Genomic DNA, 17,144 nt, shown 5'->3' with positions numbered 1-17,144 from the left:
TCAGCGGACGAGGCCGGGGCGGCGCTGCCGCTCCGGCCTCCTCGTCTGTGGATCGGGCCGGTGTCCCGCGCCGGGTCAGACGTGGTCCGCGTCCTCGGGGATGCTGACCAGCCAGCGGGTGTCCTGGCGCGGTCGCAGGTAGAGCGCCCAGTAGAGGGTGGCGGCGGCGGTGATGCCGCCGGTCCACAGCAGGTACTCGGTGTCCTGCATGTACAGGACGTAGGCGAGGACGCCGATGAGCAGGACCGGGACGGCCGGCCAGAGCGGCATGCGCCAGGCGGCCACGTGGCGGTGCGCGCCGCGGCGGCTGAACAGGGCGGCGACCGCGACCAGCAGGTACATGCCGGTGACGGAGACGCCGGTGACGCCGTAGAGGGTGTCGAGGTCGACGAAGCAGAGGGCCGCGCCGGGCACGCCCACGACCAGGGTGGCCACCCACGGCGAGCCGAAGCGGCCGAGGCGGGACAGGGCGTTGTTGACCGGCTCGGGCCAGGCCTTGTCACGGGCGGAGGCGAAGAGGACGCGGGAGTTCTGGATGACCATCACGATGCCCGCGTTGATGATGGCGAGCGCCACGCAGAGGCTGATGAAGGTGCCGACGGCGGAATTGGACCAGGCGGTGATCATGCCGCTGATGTCGCCGCCGGTGAGGGCCTGGAGGTCGCCGGCGCCGAGGGTGATGGCGATGACCGGGACGAGGATGACGGCGGTGGAGATGGCGAGCGTGGCGAGCACGGTGCGGGCGACGCTGCGGCGCGGGTTCTCCAGCTCCTCGGAGAGGTAGACGGCCGTCGAGAAGCCCTGGGTGACGAAGAGGGCGATGGCGAGGCCGGAGACGACGAGGGCGCCGGTGACGAGCGCGTGGGTGTCGCCCTCGCCTGCCACCTGGCCGTGGACCAGGGTGTCGAGGCCGCGCTGGGAGTGGGCGAAGCCGAGGACGGCGACGAGGCCGGCCGCGACGACCTCGAGGACGAGGAAGACGCCGGTGATCCAGGCGTTGGCGCGCAGGTCGAGCAGTCCGGCGAGGGTCGCGAGGAGCATGACGCCGGCGCCGGCGAGCGGGGCGGGAATGTGCACGAGCGGCGCGAGGTAGTCGGCCGTGCCCATGGCGATCACCGGCGGCACGATCATCACCACGAGCAGCGAGAGCACGAAGACCAGCCAGCCGGCGAGGCGGCCCGCGAGGGTGGAGACGATCGCGTACTCGCCGCCGGCGCTGGGGATGAGGGTGCCGAGCTCGGAGTAGACGAAGGCCACGCCGATACAGAGCAGCGAGCCGATCGCGATGGTGAGCGCGGTGAAGGTGCCGACGCTGCCGAAGAGGTCGGGGACGACCACGAAGAGGGTCGAGGCGGGGGTGACGCACGAGAGCGTCAGGAGGGTGCCGCCGACGACACCGATGGAGCGCTTGAGTCTCTGTGGCACGGGGCCGGTCTGGGGGGCCAGGGCGTGGGGGGCGCTGAGGGTGTCGGTCATCAGGCGGTTCCGATCGATGCGTGCGGTGTTTCCGAGCGGGAGCGGTATCGCCTCCGAGGCGGCCGGTGATGTGAGGGGTGACTGGTGTCCGTGGCTCCCGGGCTGAATGGAAGCCCGCACGGAACCGCAGGTCAATGGCTCGATGGCTGCGGAATCCGTTGTGAAGGGACGGTTCGACGGAGCGATCGGGTGTTAAGAACGCGCCAAGACGGCGTGAATGCTCCGTACGGGAACCGCAGCACGCCGGCGAGGACTTTTACCGCGCTTTACCGGCCGTCGCACATGGTGGACGGCTCCGCGGCCGATGAGGCATCGCTCTCCCAGACGACCGTGCCGCCGATGGGCCGGGGCCGGTCACCGGTGGCGAGGTCCGGGTGCTCCAGCGTGTCGGCGGTCTCCTCCAGATGGCTGCCGAGACTGTCCGGGGTGTCCTCGTCGGCTTCCGCGCCGTGCCGGGTCCAGCGGCCCAGGTGTCCGGTCTCGGTGTCCAGGAAGAGGCCGGAGGTCCGGTCGGCGGGGCCGAGCGAGATCACCGGGATCCAGGCGGTCCGCCAGCCCGCCGTGCCGGACAGGGACCGGTACGCGGCGGCGACGGAGTCGACAGGGATCAGCGCCCTGTTCCCCGGCAGACAGCCGACGCGGGCGCCGGTGTCGGTGTCGGTGTCGGTGTTGGCGTCCACTGCGGCGCCGTCGTCGCCCGCGGTCAGCAACCAGAGCGCGCGCAGAGCCGCCGGGACGCGCACGCCGCCGAGTTCGCGCTCGACGGCGTCGATCTCGGCGGGGCCCGCGCCGGGACGGAGCGCGGCCAGGGAGTCGGGGGCATGCCGCCCGAGCCAGTCGGTGATGCGCCGCCAGGCCTCGGTGATCTCGCGGGCGGCGATCGCGTCCTCGGCCAGGGGGTGCGGGGCGCCGGCCGGGCCGGCGGACGGGGAGCCGGGGAGCCCGCACCGGTCGAGCAGGGCGTGGAGCTGCTCGGCGGTCAGGCCCGGGTTGGCGGCCGCGCCCTCGGCGAGCTCCGGTGCGGCGGGGTCCTCCAGGAGGGTCGTGAGGACGGAGGCGGGCAGTACGGGGTTGGCGGCGGCGGCCCGGCGGACGCGGGCGTCGGGGTCGCCGAGCTGCTCCACGGGCGGCCGGTCGAGCGTGGGGTCGGCGGCGGCCAGGGCGCGTACCTCGGGGTCCTCGTGGTCGAGGAGGTGACCGAGACCGGTGCGGGGCGTGCGGCCCGGAGGCAGCAGATGCCGCAGGTGGCGGGGGGTCGCGATGAAGGCGTCGAGGAGGGTGGCGGCGGGCGCGAGCGGGTGGTGGTACGCGAGAAGGAGCCGTACCTCCGGGTCGGGGTCGGCGGCGAGCCGGGCAGCCAGATCGGCGGGGAGCCCGGCCCAGGTCGCCGCGACGCGGCGCAGCAGGGCGTGCTCCGACCGGGCGCACTCGGCGTACCAGTCGGGGTCGGGAACGATCGGCGTCTCGGGGAGCGGACCGACCATGTAGACGAAGCCGCGCGCGACGAGGTCGACGGCCTCACGCCGTTCCCAGGTGCGCTGGTACGGCTGGATGCGCGCCCGGGTCCGTACCGACTCGTCCGGGTCCTCGATCAGGGCGGGGAGCAGCGCGGGGTCGAGGTCGGCGCGGCTCGCGACGCGTTCGCGGACCTTGGGGTCGGGGTCGTGGGCGAGGCGGGCGACGGCGTCGGCGGGGGTGTGCGGGTTGTGGGCCAGTGCCCCGAGGTCGCGGCCGGCGCCGAGGCAGGCGTCGACGACCGTGCGGGCGAGCGCGCCGTGGAGGAGGAGGCCGGTCCGGTGGTGGCTCTCCTGCTCCGGCAGCTCCGTCACCGTGGCGGCCGCGTCCTGGAGGCTGTCGCTGCGACGGGCGGCCTCGCGGACGGCCGGGTCCGGGTCGGCGAGGAGTGCGGCGCGCCGTTCGGCGCTGAGCGAGGACCAGTTGTGGGTGGCGTGGACCCGCAGGGCGGGGTCCGGGTGGGTGCCCATGGCCCGGCGATAGGCGAGCGAGATCTGCCCGGAGGAGATGAGTTCGCTCTGGATCTCGTCGACGGACAGCCGGCTGCCGGGGTGGTCCTCGTCGCGTGCGGTCATCAGCGCGTCCACGACGTCATCGGGCAGCGGAACCGCTCTCCCGCGCCGCGGTTTGGGCCCGGCGGCGAGCGCGGCCCGTACGAGCGCGTCGGGATCGCGCACCAGCCGCCCCCGGAGCTCCGGCGCCATGTGCCCGTTGGAGGCGAACGCCCGCCGTACCTCGCGGCGCGGATGCCGGAGCACGGCCTCGGTCACCGCGTCGGGCAGCGCCCGCTCCTGGCAGAGCGTCTTCCAGGCGCTGCTCGCGCCGGGGTCGAGCAGTCTGAGCAACACGTCTGCGGGCGCGGCGGTGTTGGCGGCGGTCCCGCGCATCCACGAGTCGACCAGGGAGGAGATCATCACGGCATCATGCCAGGTGGGAGGCGGATCGGAGGCCGGGGCGTCCTCCGGCCCGCCCAGGGGGGTGGTCGGGGCGGACCGGAGGAGTCGCAGGGTTCCTACCGCGCCATCTCGTACGCGCCGGACAGCGACTCCACGCGCTGCCAGACGCGGTCCGTGCGGGCCGGGTCGACGACCGGGCGGCGGACGGCGGTGAGGGCCCAGGTCTGCTGGGCGGCGGTCGCGGAGTCCTTGCCGTGGAGTTCGACGGCGTGGGCCGAGAAGTCGCGGACGAGGACGGCGAAGAGCTCGTCGAGGACGTCCTCGTCGAGGGTGGTGAGCGCGCTCTGCTCCAGGACCAGCTGGGCGTGGACGACCAGGGCGAAGAGCTGGCCGACGGCGAGCAGCAGGTCCAGATCGCGGCTCTGCTCCTCGTCGGGGGCGGCCGTGGTGACGAACTCGCAGAGTGCGTCGGCCTGTTCGCGGAAGCGGGCGACGTTCGGGAGGTGCGCGTACGTGTCGAAGGCCGGGCGCCAGTCGTGGAAGCGGACCGCGCCGAGGCCGCGGGCCGGGCCCTGGCGGAAGAGGAAGTCGTCGTCCGCGGCGTCGAGGCGGGTCGGCACCGGCTCGTAGGCGGCGGGCGCGAGGAGGTGGTTGCGCATGAACTTGAGGATCAGCGCGAGGTTGACGTGGACCGTGCCCTCCAGCTTGGGCAGGCCGCGGATCTCGACGGCCGCCTGCGCGAAGTAGTTGTCCTTCTCGAAGCCCTTCGCGGCGATGACGTCCCACATGAGGTCGATGACCTTCTCGCCCTCCGTGGTCACCTTCATCTTCGTCATCGGGTTGAAGAGGAGGTAGCGGCGGTCGTCGGGACCCGCGGTGCGGAAGTAGTCCACGGCGCGGTCGCTGAACTGCTTCATGCCGACCAACCGCACGTAGGCGTCGGTCAGTTCGCGCCGCACGTGCGGGAAGGCGGTGACCGGCCGGCCGTACAGGATCCGGTTCTGCGCGTGGGTGACGGCCTCGTACATCGCGTGCTCGCAGATGCCGATGGACGCGGTGCACAGGTTGAACTTGCCGACGTTGACCGTGTTGAGCGCGGCGTCGAAGGCGGCGCGTCCGGTGTGCAGGACGTCCTCGGCGGCCACCGGGTAGTCCTCCAGGTGGAACTCGCTGACGAACTTCGAGGAGTCGACGACGTTCTTGACCAGCTGGTAGGCGGGGTGACGGCTGTCGGCGGCGAAGAAGACATAGCCGTCGGGGCCCTCGACGTCGGTGCGGCGGCCGAAGACGGAGACCAGGCCGGCGGCGTTGCCGTTGCCGATGTAGTACTTGGAGCCGGTGGCGCGGAAGCCGCCCTCGCTGTCGGGGGTGAGCAGCATGTCGGTGGAGTAGATGTCGGCGCCGTGCGTCTTCTCCGACAGGCCGAACGCGAACACCTCGCCCTGGCGCAGGAGTTCGGCGGCCCGCTCGCGTGCGGCGGCGTTGTCGCTCTGCCAGACCGGGCCGAGGCCGAGGATGGTGACCTGCCAGGCGTACCAGTAGTCGAGGCCGTAGAAGCCGAGGATCTCGTTGAGCGCGGCGATCCGGGCGGTGTCCCAGCGCTTGTCGGTCTCGCCCTCGCCGGCGGCCGAGGCCGGGGTGAGGAAGGTGGCGAAGAGGTTCTCCTTGGCGGCGAAGGCGAGGAAGTCGCCGAGCCAGGCGCGGGTGCGGTAGTCCTCGATCAGCTGCCGCTTGCCGCGCTCCTCGAACCAGTCGACGGTGGCGCGCAGCAGCCGGCGCGTCTCCGGGTCGAAGTGCGCGGGGTCGTAGGTGCGCGGGTTGAAGAGGAGCGGGTCGGCCATGGCGGGTGCCGCCTTTCGGTGAGGGTGGTCGGGGGTTCAGCGCTCTGCGCGGAACCGGTGGAGGGTGGCGAGCACGTCGTCGAGCCAGGCGATCATCATGCGTTCGTACGCGATGCCGCCGCGCAGCACGACGTGCTGCAGCTCCCGCTCGGCGTCGGCGGGCCCGTAGGAGCCGCCGACGGGACCGCTGCCGAAGTCCCGTGTCTCACCGGCGAGATAGTGGGCGAGTCGCGCCGCGTGCGCCTGCCGGTGCCGCTCGACCTCGCGGATCAGGCCGGTCGGATCGTCGAAGGCCGCCCCGCGGATCTTCACGGCGAGGTCGTGCCGCACGGTCTCCGGCTCGATCGGATCGTGCAGCCAGGAGGAGAGCGCGGCGCGGCCGAGGTCTGCCACGGAGTACTCGCGCTTGTCCGGCCGTCCCTGCTGCGGGACCTCCCGCGCGGCGACCCAGCCGTCGTTCTCCATGCGCTTGAGCACGCGGTAGATCTGCTGGTGGGTGGCGGTCCAGAAGTAGCCGATGGACCGCTCGAAGCGCCGGGCCAGCTCGTATCCGGAGCCCGGTTGCTCAAGGAGCGAGACGAGGATCGCGTGTTCGAGCGCCATGCCACCGATCTTGCTATGCAACTCGTTGCATAGCAAGACGGGCGGCACCGGTGAGACACGGCTCACCTCGCCTACGGCGTTCCCGGCCTGCCCGGCCTGCCCGGCCTGCCCGGCCTGCCCGGCCTGCCCGGCAATGCATGCCACGTCGGTCCCGATTCACCCGCCGTCGGCCCGACCCCTTGTCGATCGGCGGGCGCCTGTGCTCCAATCCGTCACGAACACCTACGGACCGGGATGCTCGTCAGTCCCGGGGCGGCCCAGGGCGCGAGGGCCGGACGGCGGGGAGCGCGGGACGGTTTCGGCCCGGCGCTGGACGCCGGGCGTACGGGGACCATCCATCCACGTACCCGCAGGAGCGAACGCCATGAGCAAGCACGTTCTGGCCCAGAACCAGTACGGCAAGGCCGAGAACCGCATCGTCAAGATCACCCGCACGGGCAACGAGGGCGCCTGGCACGAGATCCGCGACCTGAACGTCTCCGTCGCCCTGCGCGGCGAGTTCCGCGACGTGCACCTGACCGGCGACAACGGCAACTGCCTGCCGACGGACACCACCAAGAACACGGTCTACGCCTTCGCCAAGGAGCACGGCATCGCCTCCCCCGAGGCGTTCGCGATCCTGCTGGCCAAGCACTTCGTGCACTCGCAGCCGGTGATCCACGAGGCGCAGATCCGCGTCGAGGAGTTCGCCTGGGACCGGATCTCCGTGCCCACCCGCGCCGAGCAGCACTCCTTCGTCCGCAAGGGCCAGGAGGTGCGCACCGCCCAGGTCACCTACAGCGGCCAGACCGGGCAGCTCCAGGTCATCTCGGGTCTGAAGGACCTCACCGTCATGAACTCGACCAACTCCGAGTTCCACGGCTTCATCAAGGACAGGTACACGACCCTCCAGGAGGCGTACGACCGCATCCTGGCCACCAAGGTCACGGCCCGCTGGGCGCACTCCGCGCTCACCGCCGGCGCCGGGGACTTCGACTGGGACCGCTCGTACAAGTCCGCCCGCCGCCACATGCTGGAGGCCTTCGCTGAGACGTACAGCTACTCGCTCCAGCAGACCCTCAACGCGATGGCCGAGCGGGTCCTCGACCACTGCCAGAGCGTCAACGAGGTGCGGCTCAACCTGCCGAACAAGCACCACTTCCTCGTGGACCTGGAGCCCTTCGGCCTGAAGAACGACAACGAGGTGTACTACGCGGCCGACCGGATGTACGGCCTGATCGAGGGCACCATCCACCGCGACGGCGTGCAGCCGGTGATCGCCACCAGCGACTGGATCACCGCCTGACCCTCCCGCCCCCGGCGGACCGCCGCCCCGGCCGTGGCACACACGGCCGGGGCGGTTCCGTACCGCTGGTGCGTGTCCGACCCTGATCCGCCGGACCCGCCCTAGGGCCTGTCCGCAATGTCAGTTGGGGAGCCATAGCCGCAGGCAGGCGAGGGTGACCAGGGCTTTGTAGTGGCGGGCTCGTTTGTCGTAGCGGGTGGCGAGGGCTTTGTTCTGCTTGAGCCGGTTGAAACAGCGTTCGACGACGTTGCGGCGCCGGTAGACCTCGCGGTCGAGGCGGCACAGGCTCTCGCCTCGCCGGAGGCGTCCGTTGATCTGGTCGACGCGTTCGGGGATGGTGCAGGCGATACCGCGTTTACGCAGGTAGGAGCGGATCTTGCGGGACGAGTAGCCCTTGTCGCCGACCACCCGCAGCGGTCGGGTGCGGGGCCGGCCCGGCCCGCATCGCTTGATTCGGATGCGGTCCATGACCGGCTCGAACTGCGTGCAGTCGTTGACGTTTCCGCCGGTGATCGTGAAGGCGAGCGGGCGGCCCTGGCCGTCGCAGGCGAGGTGGATCTTCGTGCTCAGTCCGCCGCGGGACCGGCCGAGTGCTTCGCCGGTCCAGGCCCCCCTTTTCGGGCCCCTGCGGCGTGCTGATGGGCCCGCACGACGGTCGAGTCGACGCAGACGATCGACCAGTCGACCTCGCCGATCGCGTCCGAGTGCTGCTGGACGTGGGCCAGGAGCCGGTCCCAGGTTCCGTCCGCTGACCAGCGGCGGAACCGTTCGTAGACGGTCTTCCACGGCCCATACCGATCGGGCAGGTCCCGCCATGCCGCACCCGTGGACAGCTTCCACAGGATGCCGTTGAGGACCTGCCGCCGGTCCCGGACCGGACGACCCATCCGCGGCGGAGCCAGCAACGGCCCGATCACTTCCCAGGCCTGATCAGTCAGTTCATGACGTCGCACCACGAACGGAGCAACGACCGACCGACATTGCGGACACGCCCTAGGCCGTGTCTTCCGGATCAGGCCGGATCAGGGAGCGGCGTCTGGTGCGTGCGATCGCAAGGCGGAGGAGGGAGTCCATGCGGTGGGGGCACCTCCCCGGCCGCAAGGCCGAGGGGGACATCGGCGACCGACGACAACGCGGCGAGCGTGCGTGCCAGGCGTCGCGAGCCCGGCAAGATCCGGAAGACACGGCCTAGACCGCGGACAGCAGCGCGGCCAGGGGCTCCGGCACGGCGTCCGGGGGCAGGGCCTCGGTCAGGACGCGACCGTAGTGGATCTTGCGGCCCTTCTTCGTGCCGAGGAAGCGGCGCAGTTGCTGCCGCGGGGTGCGGGTGCGCTGCTCGGGCTGGCGGAGGAACGTCGTCAGCGGACGGTGGTCGCCCTCGGCACGGACGAGTTCGGCGACCCGGTCCGGGCCGAGGGCGCGAATGAGTTCGTCCTCCAGGTCGGCCGCGCACACGAAGAAGACGTGGTCGTCCTCGGCGAGGCCCGCACGGGTCCAGCCGCGGGCGTAGTAGCCGCGCTCGCGCTCGTCGCACAGACCCGCGAGGCGCAGACCGAGTCCGGGCGGGCCGAGCAGCCGGGCGTAGCGGGCGATGTTCATGGCGCCGCCCATGGAGAGGACGCAGACGCCCTCGGCCGCCAGGTCCCGTCCGCGGGCGGCGGCCAGGGCCTCGACGGCGGCGACGTCGCTCAGGCCTTCGAGCAGGACCACCGTCCGTACCGGCAGCAGCTCGGCGAGCTCCCGCGCGGGGTCGCCGGGGCCGCCCGCCGCCCACGCGGTCACCGCTTCCCGGAACGCCGCCATGTCAGCCATGGTCCGAGTCTCCGGCCCCGCCGCCGTCCGCGCCACGCGTTTTCCACCGGGCCGCACACGGCCGCAGCCGCCGCCTCGCCGCGCGGCAGGCGGACGTTAGCGCGACGGCAGTGGAACGTGAGTACGAGGTGCGAGGCTGGCGCGACCACCGTGGCCGACGCGTCGCCACGGACCGGCAGACCACGGACCACGGGGGGCTCACGTCACGTGCCACCGGCCGCGGGGACACGGTACGGCCGCCCGACCGGCGCCTCGACCACGTGCCCCGACGGCCCCGGCACGGACGGGTCGAGTCGAGTGAGAGAGCAGGTAGGGGAAATGCTCACCAAGCGCGTGACGGTCACCGTCCACGCATCCGATCCGCTCAGCAGGGCCGGACTGATCAGCCATTTACGGCACCAGCCGACCATCGACGTGTTGGCCGGCCCCGACGGGCACGACGGCGGCGGGGCGCCGAGGGGGACGGCCGACGCGCCGGCGGTCGCCGTGATGCTCGCCGACCGGATCGACGAGCCGACCACCGCCGAGCTGCGCCGGCTGCTGCGCGCCGGCAGCGACCAGCGGGTGGTGCTCGTCGCGCGGGAGCTGCGCGAACCGGATCTGCTCACGGTGGTCGAGTACGGGGTACGGGCCATCATCTGGCGTCATCAGGCCACCGAGGAACGCCTGTTGAGCGCCGTCCACAGCGCGGCCCGCGGCGAGGGGGAGCTGCCTCCGGACCTGGTGAGCCGCCTCCTCGACCAGGTCGGGCGGCTCCAGCGGGCCACGGCCGCCGGCGCCGGCGCGGGCGGCACCGTGCCGCTCTTCGGCATGGCACCGCGCGAGGTCGACGTGCTGCGGCTGCTCGCCGAGGGCTTCGAGACCCGGCAGATCAGCGAGAAGCTCGCCTACTCGGAGCGCACCGTCAAGAACATCCTGCACGCGCTGATGACCCGGCTCCAACTCACCAACAGGGCGCATGCCGTCGCGTACGCGCTCCGCGAGGGCTACATCTGATGATCCATGAAATCGACGCGTCGCTGCGCCGGCTGCTCGCTCCGGCGGTCACGGGCGACCTCGCCTTCGAGGCGCCGACCCGCGACTGGGCGGCCCGGCGCAACGCGCCCACCCTCAACGCCTATCTCTACGACATCCGCGAGGACGTGACGCGGCGCGAACGCGGCGCCGTCGCCGAGCGCGACGCCCAGGGCGTCGTGACCCGCCGCCGACAGCCGCCGCGCTGGTTCCGCCTGTCGTACCTGGTGACGGCCTGGACCGCCCGCCCGGAGGACGAACACCGGCTGCTGTCCGGCGCGTTGGCCCTGCTGCTGCCGCACGAGGTCCTGTCCGGCGACGCCGTACCGGAGTCGGTGCGGGCGATCAGCCCGACGCTGCCGCTCACGGTCGCGGTGCCGCCCGCCGAGTCGCGCTCGCTCGCCGACATCTGGTCCGCGCTCGGCGGCGAGCTGAAGCCCTCGCTCGACGTCGTGATCACCACCCCCTTCCCGGTCACTCCGGTGTACGGGGCGGCCCCGCCGGTCACCGAGGGCGCCGAGGTCGTCGTGCGGGGCCTCGACGGCGTGCCGGACGACTCCGCGCCGCGGATGCTGCGCCGCCCGGGCGGCGCGGCCGCGCGCAGGACCCTCGGGGGTCGCGCGTGAGCGAGGACGTCCTGGAGCTCATCGGCGCGCTGCGGGCCCGGGCCGCCGCGCTCGTGGCGGCCCGCAGCGCCGACGATCCGACGGCGGGAGATCCGCTGCGCGGTCTGTACGTGACCGGGGAGACGGCGCTGCGCATCGCGACGGCGGTACCGGAGGCGGGGTCGGAACCGGGAACGGGCCCGTCGGGCGCCTCGGGGACGTCAGGTGCCGCGGGCGACGCTTCGGGCGCGCCGCGTGTGTCCGGCGCGCCGGGCGCGGCCGGAGCGGCCGTCGCATCCGGCATGTCCGGGGCCGCCGGTGCGTCCGGCGCGGCCAGTGCACGCGGTGCGTCCGAGGCCCCCGGTGTGTCCGGCACGGCCAGTGCACCCGGCGTGTCCGGCGCGCCAAGCGCAGCCGGTGCGTCCGGCGCGGCCGACCTGCCCGGGGCGACCGGCACGTCCGGGGCGACCGGCACGTCCGGGGCGCCCGGCACGTCCGGGGCGCCCGCGGGGCCGGCGTCGCCGGGGCTCGCCGGGTTCCCGTCGGGCCACGAGGGCCGCACCGGGCGGCTGCCCGTGCTCGTGCGTGCCTTCGGGCTGTCCGGGCTCGACGCGCAGGTGCTCCTCGCGGCGCTCGCACCCGAGGTGGACCGCGGGTTCGAGGCGCTGTACGGGTATCTCAACGACGATGTCGGCCGGCGCCGCGCCACGGTGGGCCTGGCCCTGGACCTGGCCGGCAGCGGCCCGGCCGACCCGGCCGCCCGTGCTCGTTTCCATCCGGCGGCCCCGCTTCTCGCGGGCGGCCTGCTGCACGTCGAGGACGAGGACCGCCCGCTGCCCGGGCGGGCCCTGCGCGTGCCGGAACGGGTCGTCGCGCATCTGCTGGGCGACGACAGCCGGCTCGACGCCCGGCTGACCGGCGCCGGGGTGGAGTTGCTGCCGCCCGGCGGAGCAGCGGCCGAGTCCGGGCCCCTCGGAGAGCTCGCCGGGCGGATCGCCGCGACCGGTCCGGTGACCGTCCATCTGCGGGAGCGGGTGCCCGGTGCCGCGACGGACGCCGCCGTGGCCGCGCTGCGGGCGGCCGGGCGGGCGGTGCTGCGGTACCGGCCGGAGGCCGTGGACGCGGAGGCGGCCCGGGTGCTGCTGCGCGAGGCCCGGCTGCGCGGCGCCGCGGTGGTCGTGGAGCCGCTGCCGCCGGAGCCGGGCCCGCTGGTGCGGGCGCTGGCGGCCGGTGGGGCGACGGTGGTCCTGGCCGGTGGCGAGGCGCCCGACCCGACGTGGGTGCCGGCGGCCGCACTGGTGTCCCTGGAGGCGCCGGGCACCGTCGGATCCTCCGAAGAACGGTGGCGCCACGAGCTGGGCGCACCCGGGACCGACGGGGACGGCCTCGGCCGGGACGGCGTCGGCCGCGACGGCTTCGACCTGGCCGAGGCGGTGGCGCCGTACCGGCTCGGCGGCGACCAGATCCGGAAGGCGGCGGGCGCGGCGCGTGCCCTGGCGGCGTTCGAGGGCGGCGCGCTCACCCGGGCGCACGTCCAGCGGGGCGCGCGGCTCGTGTCGGCGCCGCTGCTCGACAGCCGGGCGCGCCGGGTGCGGCCCGCGGTGGGCTTCGCGGACATCGTGCTGCCCGAGGAGCCGCTGGGTCTGCTGCGCGAGCTGACCGGGCGGGCCCGGCACCGTGACCGGGTGCTCGGCGAGTGGCGGCTGCGCACCGGCGGCGGACGCGGGCGCGGGGTCGTCGCGCTGTTCGCCGGCGAGTCGGGCACCGGGAAGACGCTGGGCGCGGAGGTCGTGTCGGGCGAACTCGGCCTGGACCTCTATGTGGTGGACCTGTCGTCGGTCGTCGACAAGTACGTCGGCGAGACCGAGAAGAACCTGGAGCGGATCTTCGCCGAGGTCGACCGCACGGACTGCGTGCTGCTGTTCGACGAGGCGGACGCGGTCTTCGGCAAGCGGTCGGAGGTGCGCAGCTCGCACGACCGGTACGCGAACCTGGAGAGCGCCTATCTGCTCCAGCGCCTGGAGGCCTTCGACGGGATCGCGGTGCTCACCACCAATCTGCGCGCCAACATCGACGAGGCCTTCACCCGCCGGCTCGACCTCGTGGTGGACTTCCCGTTCCCGGACGCCGAACAGCGGGTCGCGCTCTGGCACGCCTGCCTGGCGGGCGTGCCGCGGGCGGAGGACCTGGACGAGCATGTCGCGGACTGTGCCAAGGAGTTCGAGCTCGCCGGCGGCGCGATCCGCTCGGCCGCGGTGACGGCCGGTTATCTGGCGGCGGCGCGGGGTGCCGGGGCGGTGGTGACGGGCGGGGACCTGCGGGCCGGGGCGCGTCGCGAGTACCAGAAGGCCGGGCGGCTCGTCGCGGACACGACGGCGCCCTGGTCCCCGTAACGTCATGACATGACGAGACGCGTCGGGGGCTGTCCACTCACCGGACAGCCCCCGACGCGCTTTCCTCAGTTCCTACTTCACGCTGCCGCCGACCATCGCGTTGAGCGTCTTCCAGTCGGCCGTTCCGGTGGCCGGGAGGCCGACGGCCTGCTGATAGGTGCGGATGTGGTCGGCGACCTGACTGGTGTAGGTCGTCGTCGTGTCCTGGCCCGAGCGGAAGTGGTCGATGCCGAGCCGGGCGTGGTTGCGGGCCCGGTCCATGTCGCCGGGGTCGGTGAAGTCACGGTTGATCGCCCACCAGAAGGCGGCGATCAGCGCGGTGTTCTCCCAGGTGCGGCTGCCCGCCTTCACCTCGTCGGGGGTGATGCCCTGGGCCCAGAGGGAGGTGAGGGTGGCGCGGCCGAGCATGCCCTCGGCGTCGGTCTTGAAGATCGCGGCCGTGTTGGTGCCGTCCCGCTGCCCGACGGAGACGACCTTGCGCTGGTAGCAGACGAGGGAGGTGCGGGTCGGTCCGTCGATGACGCCCGGACTCCAACCTCCCTTGAGGGTGCAGTCGTTGTTGAGGGCGGCCAGGCGCCGCTGGGCGAACTCGACGACGACGTCCTTCGGGTAGCCGGGGCCCCACGGCGGAACCTCGCGCTGAGTGCTCGTCGGTGGGGGCGCCTGCCCACCGCCGCCGGTGCCGCCACCACCGCTGCCGCCGCCGGAGGTCGAACCGCCGCCGCTGGCTCCGCCGCCGTCGCCCGCCCCGGAGCCGCCGTCGCCGGGCGGCAGGTCCCCGCCACCGCCGGGCTGGTTCCCGTCGGGCGGCGGCGTGCCGGCCGTGGTCGGCGGGGGCGGGGCGTCGGGCAGCGTGTCGCCGTCGCCCTGCGGCAGCGGCGCGGGGGCGCCCGTCGCCCGGGTCTCCTTCGCCGCGCTGGTGATCTTCGGGGAGAAGCTCGTCCAGAGGGCGACGAAGGCGATGACGCCGGCGACCAGGAGGCCCGCGGCGACCATCAGCCAGGCGCCGAGGACGGGCCGCTGGTCGAAGGTCGCGTCGACGTCGAGCGAGGTGTCGTCGCCGGACCGGCGCACCGCCACGGTGAAGCGGTGCGACTCCTCGCCGCCGGTCCACCGTACGGTCTGCGGGCGCACCACGAGGTCGCCGAAGGCGGCCCGGCCGGGGGCGATCTGCACGGCGTTCGGCCGCAGGTCGAAGGTGAGCCGGTTCCCCTCGTCGCGTACGAGCAGCGAGGCGGTCAGCGGGGTGTTCCCCAGGTTGTCGACGGCGACCCGGGCCCGCCCGCGGAAACGGCCCGTCAGGGCGGGCGGCAGCAGCTCGGCGCGCACCTCGGTGAAGGGCGTGACGGTCAGCCGGCCCTCCACGACGTCGCGGGCGGCGGCGTTCTCGCGGGGCTCGACGCGGATGCCGTACGGGAGGGGTCCGGCCGCGACGTCCGGCGAGCGGGGCGGGGCGAACGAGATCTCGGCGGTCCCCTCACTGCCCGGGTAGAGGCGGAGGACGTCCGGCTCCACCCGGGACCACCCCGAGGGTTTGCCGACGAGGGAAAGCCGGTATTCCTCGACGGTGTCCCCGGTGTTGCGCACACGCAGCCGAGCGGAGGTCCGGGTCCCTGGCTCGACGGTCAGGTCGGCGGGGTCCAGAGAGGTCCACATGGTCATGGGCGCAGGCTAAGTGCCCGAAGGGGCCCGGCGGTTGCCCGAAAGTCCCCGGTCACGGGCATGCTCGGATGCCCGCGCGGGCCGGTGGGGGGCCCGCGCCCAGGTCCAGGCACGAGACCCGTCGGGGCCCGTCGAGGCCCGTCGGCGTTCGGCTGCGGCCGAGCGGGGGGGGGCGAGCGGGGGGGCGAGCGGCGGGGCCGGGTGCCCGGGAGGACAGCGGGCGTTGCCCCCGTGACGGCCCTTGCTTCCCTGGTCACGTCTCCGGCGGCCGGGAAGAGTCGACGGCGTACGCGTCACGGATGCCGACGACGGCCACGGTGCCGGCCGGCCGCCGGCCCGCACCCGCACGTTCTTCCCCTAGGAGCGATCGCCCATGCCCACCTATCTGTCCCCCGGTGTCTACGTCGAGGAAGTCGCCAGCGGCTCCCGCCCCATCGAGGGCGTGGGCACCTCGGTCGCCGCGTTCGTGGGCCTCGCGCCGACCGGTCCGCTGAACGAGCCCGTGCTCGTGACGAACTGGTCGCAGTACGTGGCGTCGTTCGGCGAGTTCACGGAGGGCTACTACCTGGCCCACTCCGTGTACGGCTTCTTCGACAACGGGGGCACGGCGGCGTACGTCGTACGGGTCGGCGGCGGGGACGCGCAGGGCGACGAGGCGCGGACGGGGAAGGCGGCGGGCGGCGCGGGCGCCGGAGCCGGAGCCGGGGCGCCGCGCGAGCTGGTGGCCGGCGAGGCGGTCGCGCTCGGCACGTTCAAGGTGGCGGCGATCGCGGCCGGGACCGAGGCCGGCGGAGCCCTGACCGTCGAGGTGCAGGACGTCGAGGGCGGCGACGGCGAGCGCTTCAAGCTGGTCGTGAAGGACGGCGAGAAGGTCGTCGAGAGCTTCGACGCGTCCGCCAAGAAGGGCTCGCGGACCTACGTCGTCACGCAGGTCAAGCAGCGTTCCAAGACGATCGTGGTCGAGGAGGCGGCCGCCGGCGGGCAGCTCGCCCGCCCGGAAGCCCAGTCCGTGACACTCGCCCCGCCGGTGGCACCGGCCTCGCTCCCGGTGCCGGCCCAGGCCCAGACGGGCGGCACCGCCGCCGCACTGGACTCCACCCGCTTCATCGGCGACTCGGCCGACCGCACCGGCTTCGGCGGCCTGGAGGCCTTCGACGAGATCAGCATGGTCGCCGTGCCCGACCTGATGGCCGCGTACCAGCAGGGGCTGATCGACGCGGAGCAGGTCAAGGCCGTACAGCTGGGCCTGATCTCCCACTGCGAGCTGATGGGCGACCGGATGGCGCTCCTCGACCCGCCGCCCGGCCTCAACGCGCGCGACGTGCGCAAGTGGCGCCAGGAGACGGCCGGTTACGACTCCCGCTACGCGGCCCTCTACTACCCGTGGATCAAGTCCTTCGACCCGGCCACCGGCCGGACGCGCACGGTGCCGCCGTCCGGCCACATGGCCGGCGTGTGGGCCCGCAACGACGCCGAGCGCGGCGTCCACAAGGCCCCCGCCAACGAGATCGTGCGCGGCGCGGTCGACCTGGAGCTCCAGATCACCCGCGGCGAGCAGGACCTGCTCAACCCGGTGGGCGTGAACTGCATCCGCGCCTTCCCGGGCCGCGGCATCCGGGTGTGGGGCGCGCGGACCCTGGCGTCCGACCCGGCCTGGCGCTATCTGAACGTCCGCCGGTACTTCAACTACCTGGAGGAGTCCATCCTCGTCGGCACCCAGTGGGTGGTCTTCGAGCCCAACGACCAGTCGCTGTGGGCGCGGATCCGTCGCAACATCTCGGCGTTCCTGGTCAACGAGTGGCGCCAGGGCGCGCTGTTCGGGCAGCGCGCGGAGGACGCGTTCTACGTGAAGTGCGACGCCGAGACGAACCCGCCGGAGTCCGTGGACCTGGGCCGCGTGGTCTGCGAGATCGGCATCGCGCCGGTGAAGCCGGCCGAGTTCGTGGTGTTCCGGCTTGCGCAGTTCCAGGGCGGTGGCGGGGAGTTGGAGGAGTAGTCCGTACTCCGTACTCCGCACTCCGCACTCCGTGCTCCGTAGGCCG

Annotated in this window: 11 protein-coding genes and 1 pseudogene; 5 read left to right on the top strand and 7 right to left on the bottom strand. The window is 73.4% G+C overall.

Annotated elements, in window-relative coordinates; all coding sequences use genetic code 11:
* Window positions 1–75: 75 nt before the first annotated feature.
* The 4 genes from AB0M18_RS08295 to AB0M18_RS08280 form a co-directional block, all read right to left on the bottom strand.
* The gene (locus AB0M18_RS08295; protein WP_365756017.1) at window positions 76–1,476 is read right to left on the bottom strand and encodes an APC family permease; all 1,401 of its coding nucleotides are present in this window, start codon (window positions 1,474–1,476) and stop codon (window positions 76–78) included.
* Window positions 1,477–1,742: 266 nt separating this feature from the next.
* Window positions 1,743–3,905, bottom strand: coding sequence for a hypothetical protein (locus AB0M18_RS08290; protein WP_365756016.1), 2,163 nt, complete (start codon window positions 3,903–3,905; stop codon window positions 1,743–1,745).
* 98 nt (window positions 3,906–4,003) lie between these two features.
* The gene (locus tag AB0M18_RS08285; protein ID WP_365756015.1) at window positions 4,004–5,728 is read right to left on the bottom strand and encodes an acyl-CoA dehydrogenase family protein; all 1,725 of its coding nucleotides are present in this window, start codon (window positions 5,726–5,728) and stop codon (window positions 4,004–4,006) included.
* Window positions 5,729–5,764: 36 nt separating this feature from the next.
* The gene (locus AB0M18_RS08280; protein WP_365756014.1) at window positions 5,765–6,331 is read right to left on the bottom strand and encodes a PadR family transcriptional regulator; all 567 of its coding nucleotides are present in this window, start codon (window positions 6,329–6,331) and stop codon (window positions 5,765–5,767) included.
* 364 nt (window positions 6,332–6,695) lie between these two features.
* Here AB0M18_RS08280 and pucL point away from each other — a divergent pair, with 364 nt between their 5' ends.
* Window positions 6,696–7,616, top strand: a complete 921-nt coding sequence (pucL, locus tag AB0M18_RS08275; RefSeq protein ID WP_365756013.1) for a factor-independent urate hydroxylase — start codon at window positions 6,696–6,698, stop codon at window positions 7,614–7,616.
* A 120-nt stretch (window positions 7,617–7,736) separates the two neighbouring features.
* Here the strand turns inward: pucL and AB0M18_RS08270 are convergent.
* Window positions 7,737–8,503 (bottom strand): annotated as a pseudogene (locus AB0M18_RS08270) (IS5 family transposase).
* Window positions 8,504–8,804: 301 nt separating this feature from the next.
* Entirely contained in the window at window positions 8,805–9,428 is a 624-nt protein-coding gene (locus tag AB0M18_RS08265) for a TOPRIM nucleotidyl transferase/hydrolase domain-containing protein (protein ID WP_365756011.1), read from the bottom strand.
* A gap of 318 nt (window positions 9,429–9,746) precedes the next feature.
* Between AB0M18_RS08265 and AB0M18_RS08260 the strand changes: the two genes are divergently transcribed.
* Genes AB0M18_RS08260 through AB0M18_RS08250 form a run of 3 tightly spaced genes read left to right on the top strand, consistent with a single transcriptional unit; the run spans window position 9,747 to window position 13,440 of the window.
* Window positions 9,747–10,424: a response regulator transcription factor gene (locus AB0M18_RS08260; RefSeq protein ID WP_365756010.1), complete on the top strand. Its 678-nt coding sequence runs from the start codon at window positions 9,747–9,749 to the stop codon at window positions 10,422–10,424.
* Complete coding sequence (locus AB0M18_RS08255; RefSeq protein WP_365756009.1) at window positions 10,424–11,068, top strand: DUF4255 domain-containing protein; 645 nt, start codon at window positions 10,424–10,426, stop codon at window positions 11,066–11,068. Before AB0M18_RS08260 ends, AB0M18_RS08255 begins: the two co-directional genes overlap by 1 nt.
* A complete protein-coding gene (locus tag AB0M18_RS08250) occupies window positions 11,065–13,440 on the top strand; it encodes an ATP-binding protein (RefSeq protein ID WP_365756008.1) in 2,376 nt (791 codons plus the stop codon). The genes AB0M18_RS08255 and AB0M18_RS08250 overlap by 4 nt, the downstream gene beginning before the upstream one ends.
* 72 nt (window positions 13,441–13,512) lie before the next feature.
* Here AB0M18_RS08250 and AB0M18_RS08245 read toward each other — a convergent pair whose 3' ends face one another.
* Window positions 13,513–15,102 (bottom strand): peptidoglycan-binding protein, encoded by a 1,590-nt coding sequence (locus AB0M18_RS08245; RefSeq protein ID WP_365756007.1) that lies wholly within the window; start codon window positions 15,100–15,102, stop codon window positions 13,513–13,515.
* A gap of 373 nt (window positions 15,103–15,475) precedes the next feature.
* Here AB0M18_RS08245 and AB0M18_RS08240 point away from each other — a divergent pair, with 373 nt between their 5' ends.
* Window positions 15,476–17,098, top strand: a complete 1,623-nt coding sequence (locus AB0M18_RS08240; RefSeq protein ID WP_365756006.1) for a phage tail sheath subtilisin-like domain-containing protein — start codon at window positions 15,476–15,478, stop codon at window positions 17,096–17,098.
* Window positions 17,099–17,144 lie beyond the last annotated feature (46 nt).

The sequence above is a fragment of the Streptomyces sp. NPDC051909 genome, assembly GCF_040681095.1.
Classification (GTDB): domain Bacteria; phylum Actinomycetota; class Actinomycetes; order Streptomycetales; family Streptomycetaceae; genus Streptomyces.
The sequence above is the reverse complement of the archived record's forward strand: the minus strand, read 5'-3'. Positions and strand labels throughout refer to the sequence as shown.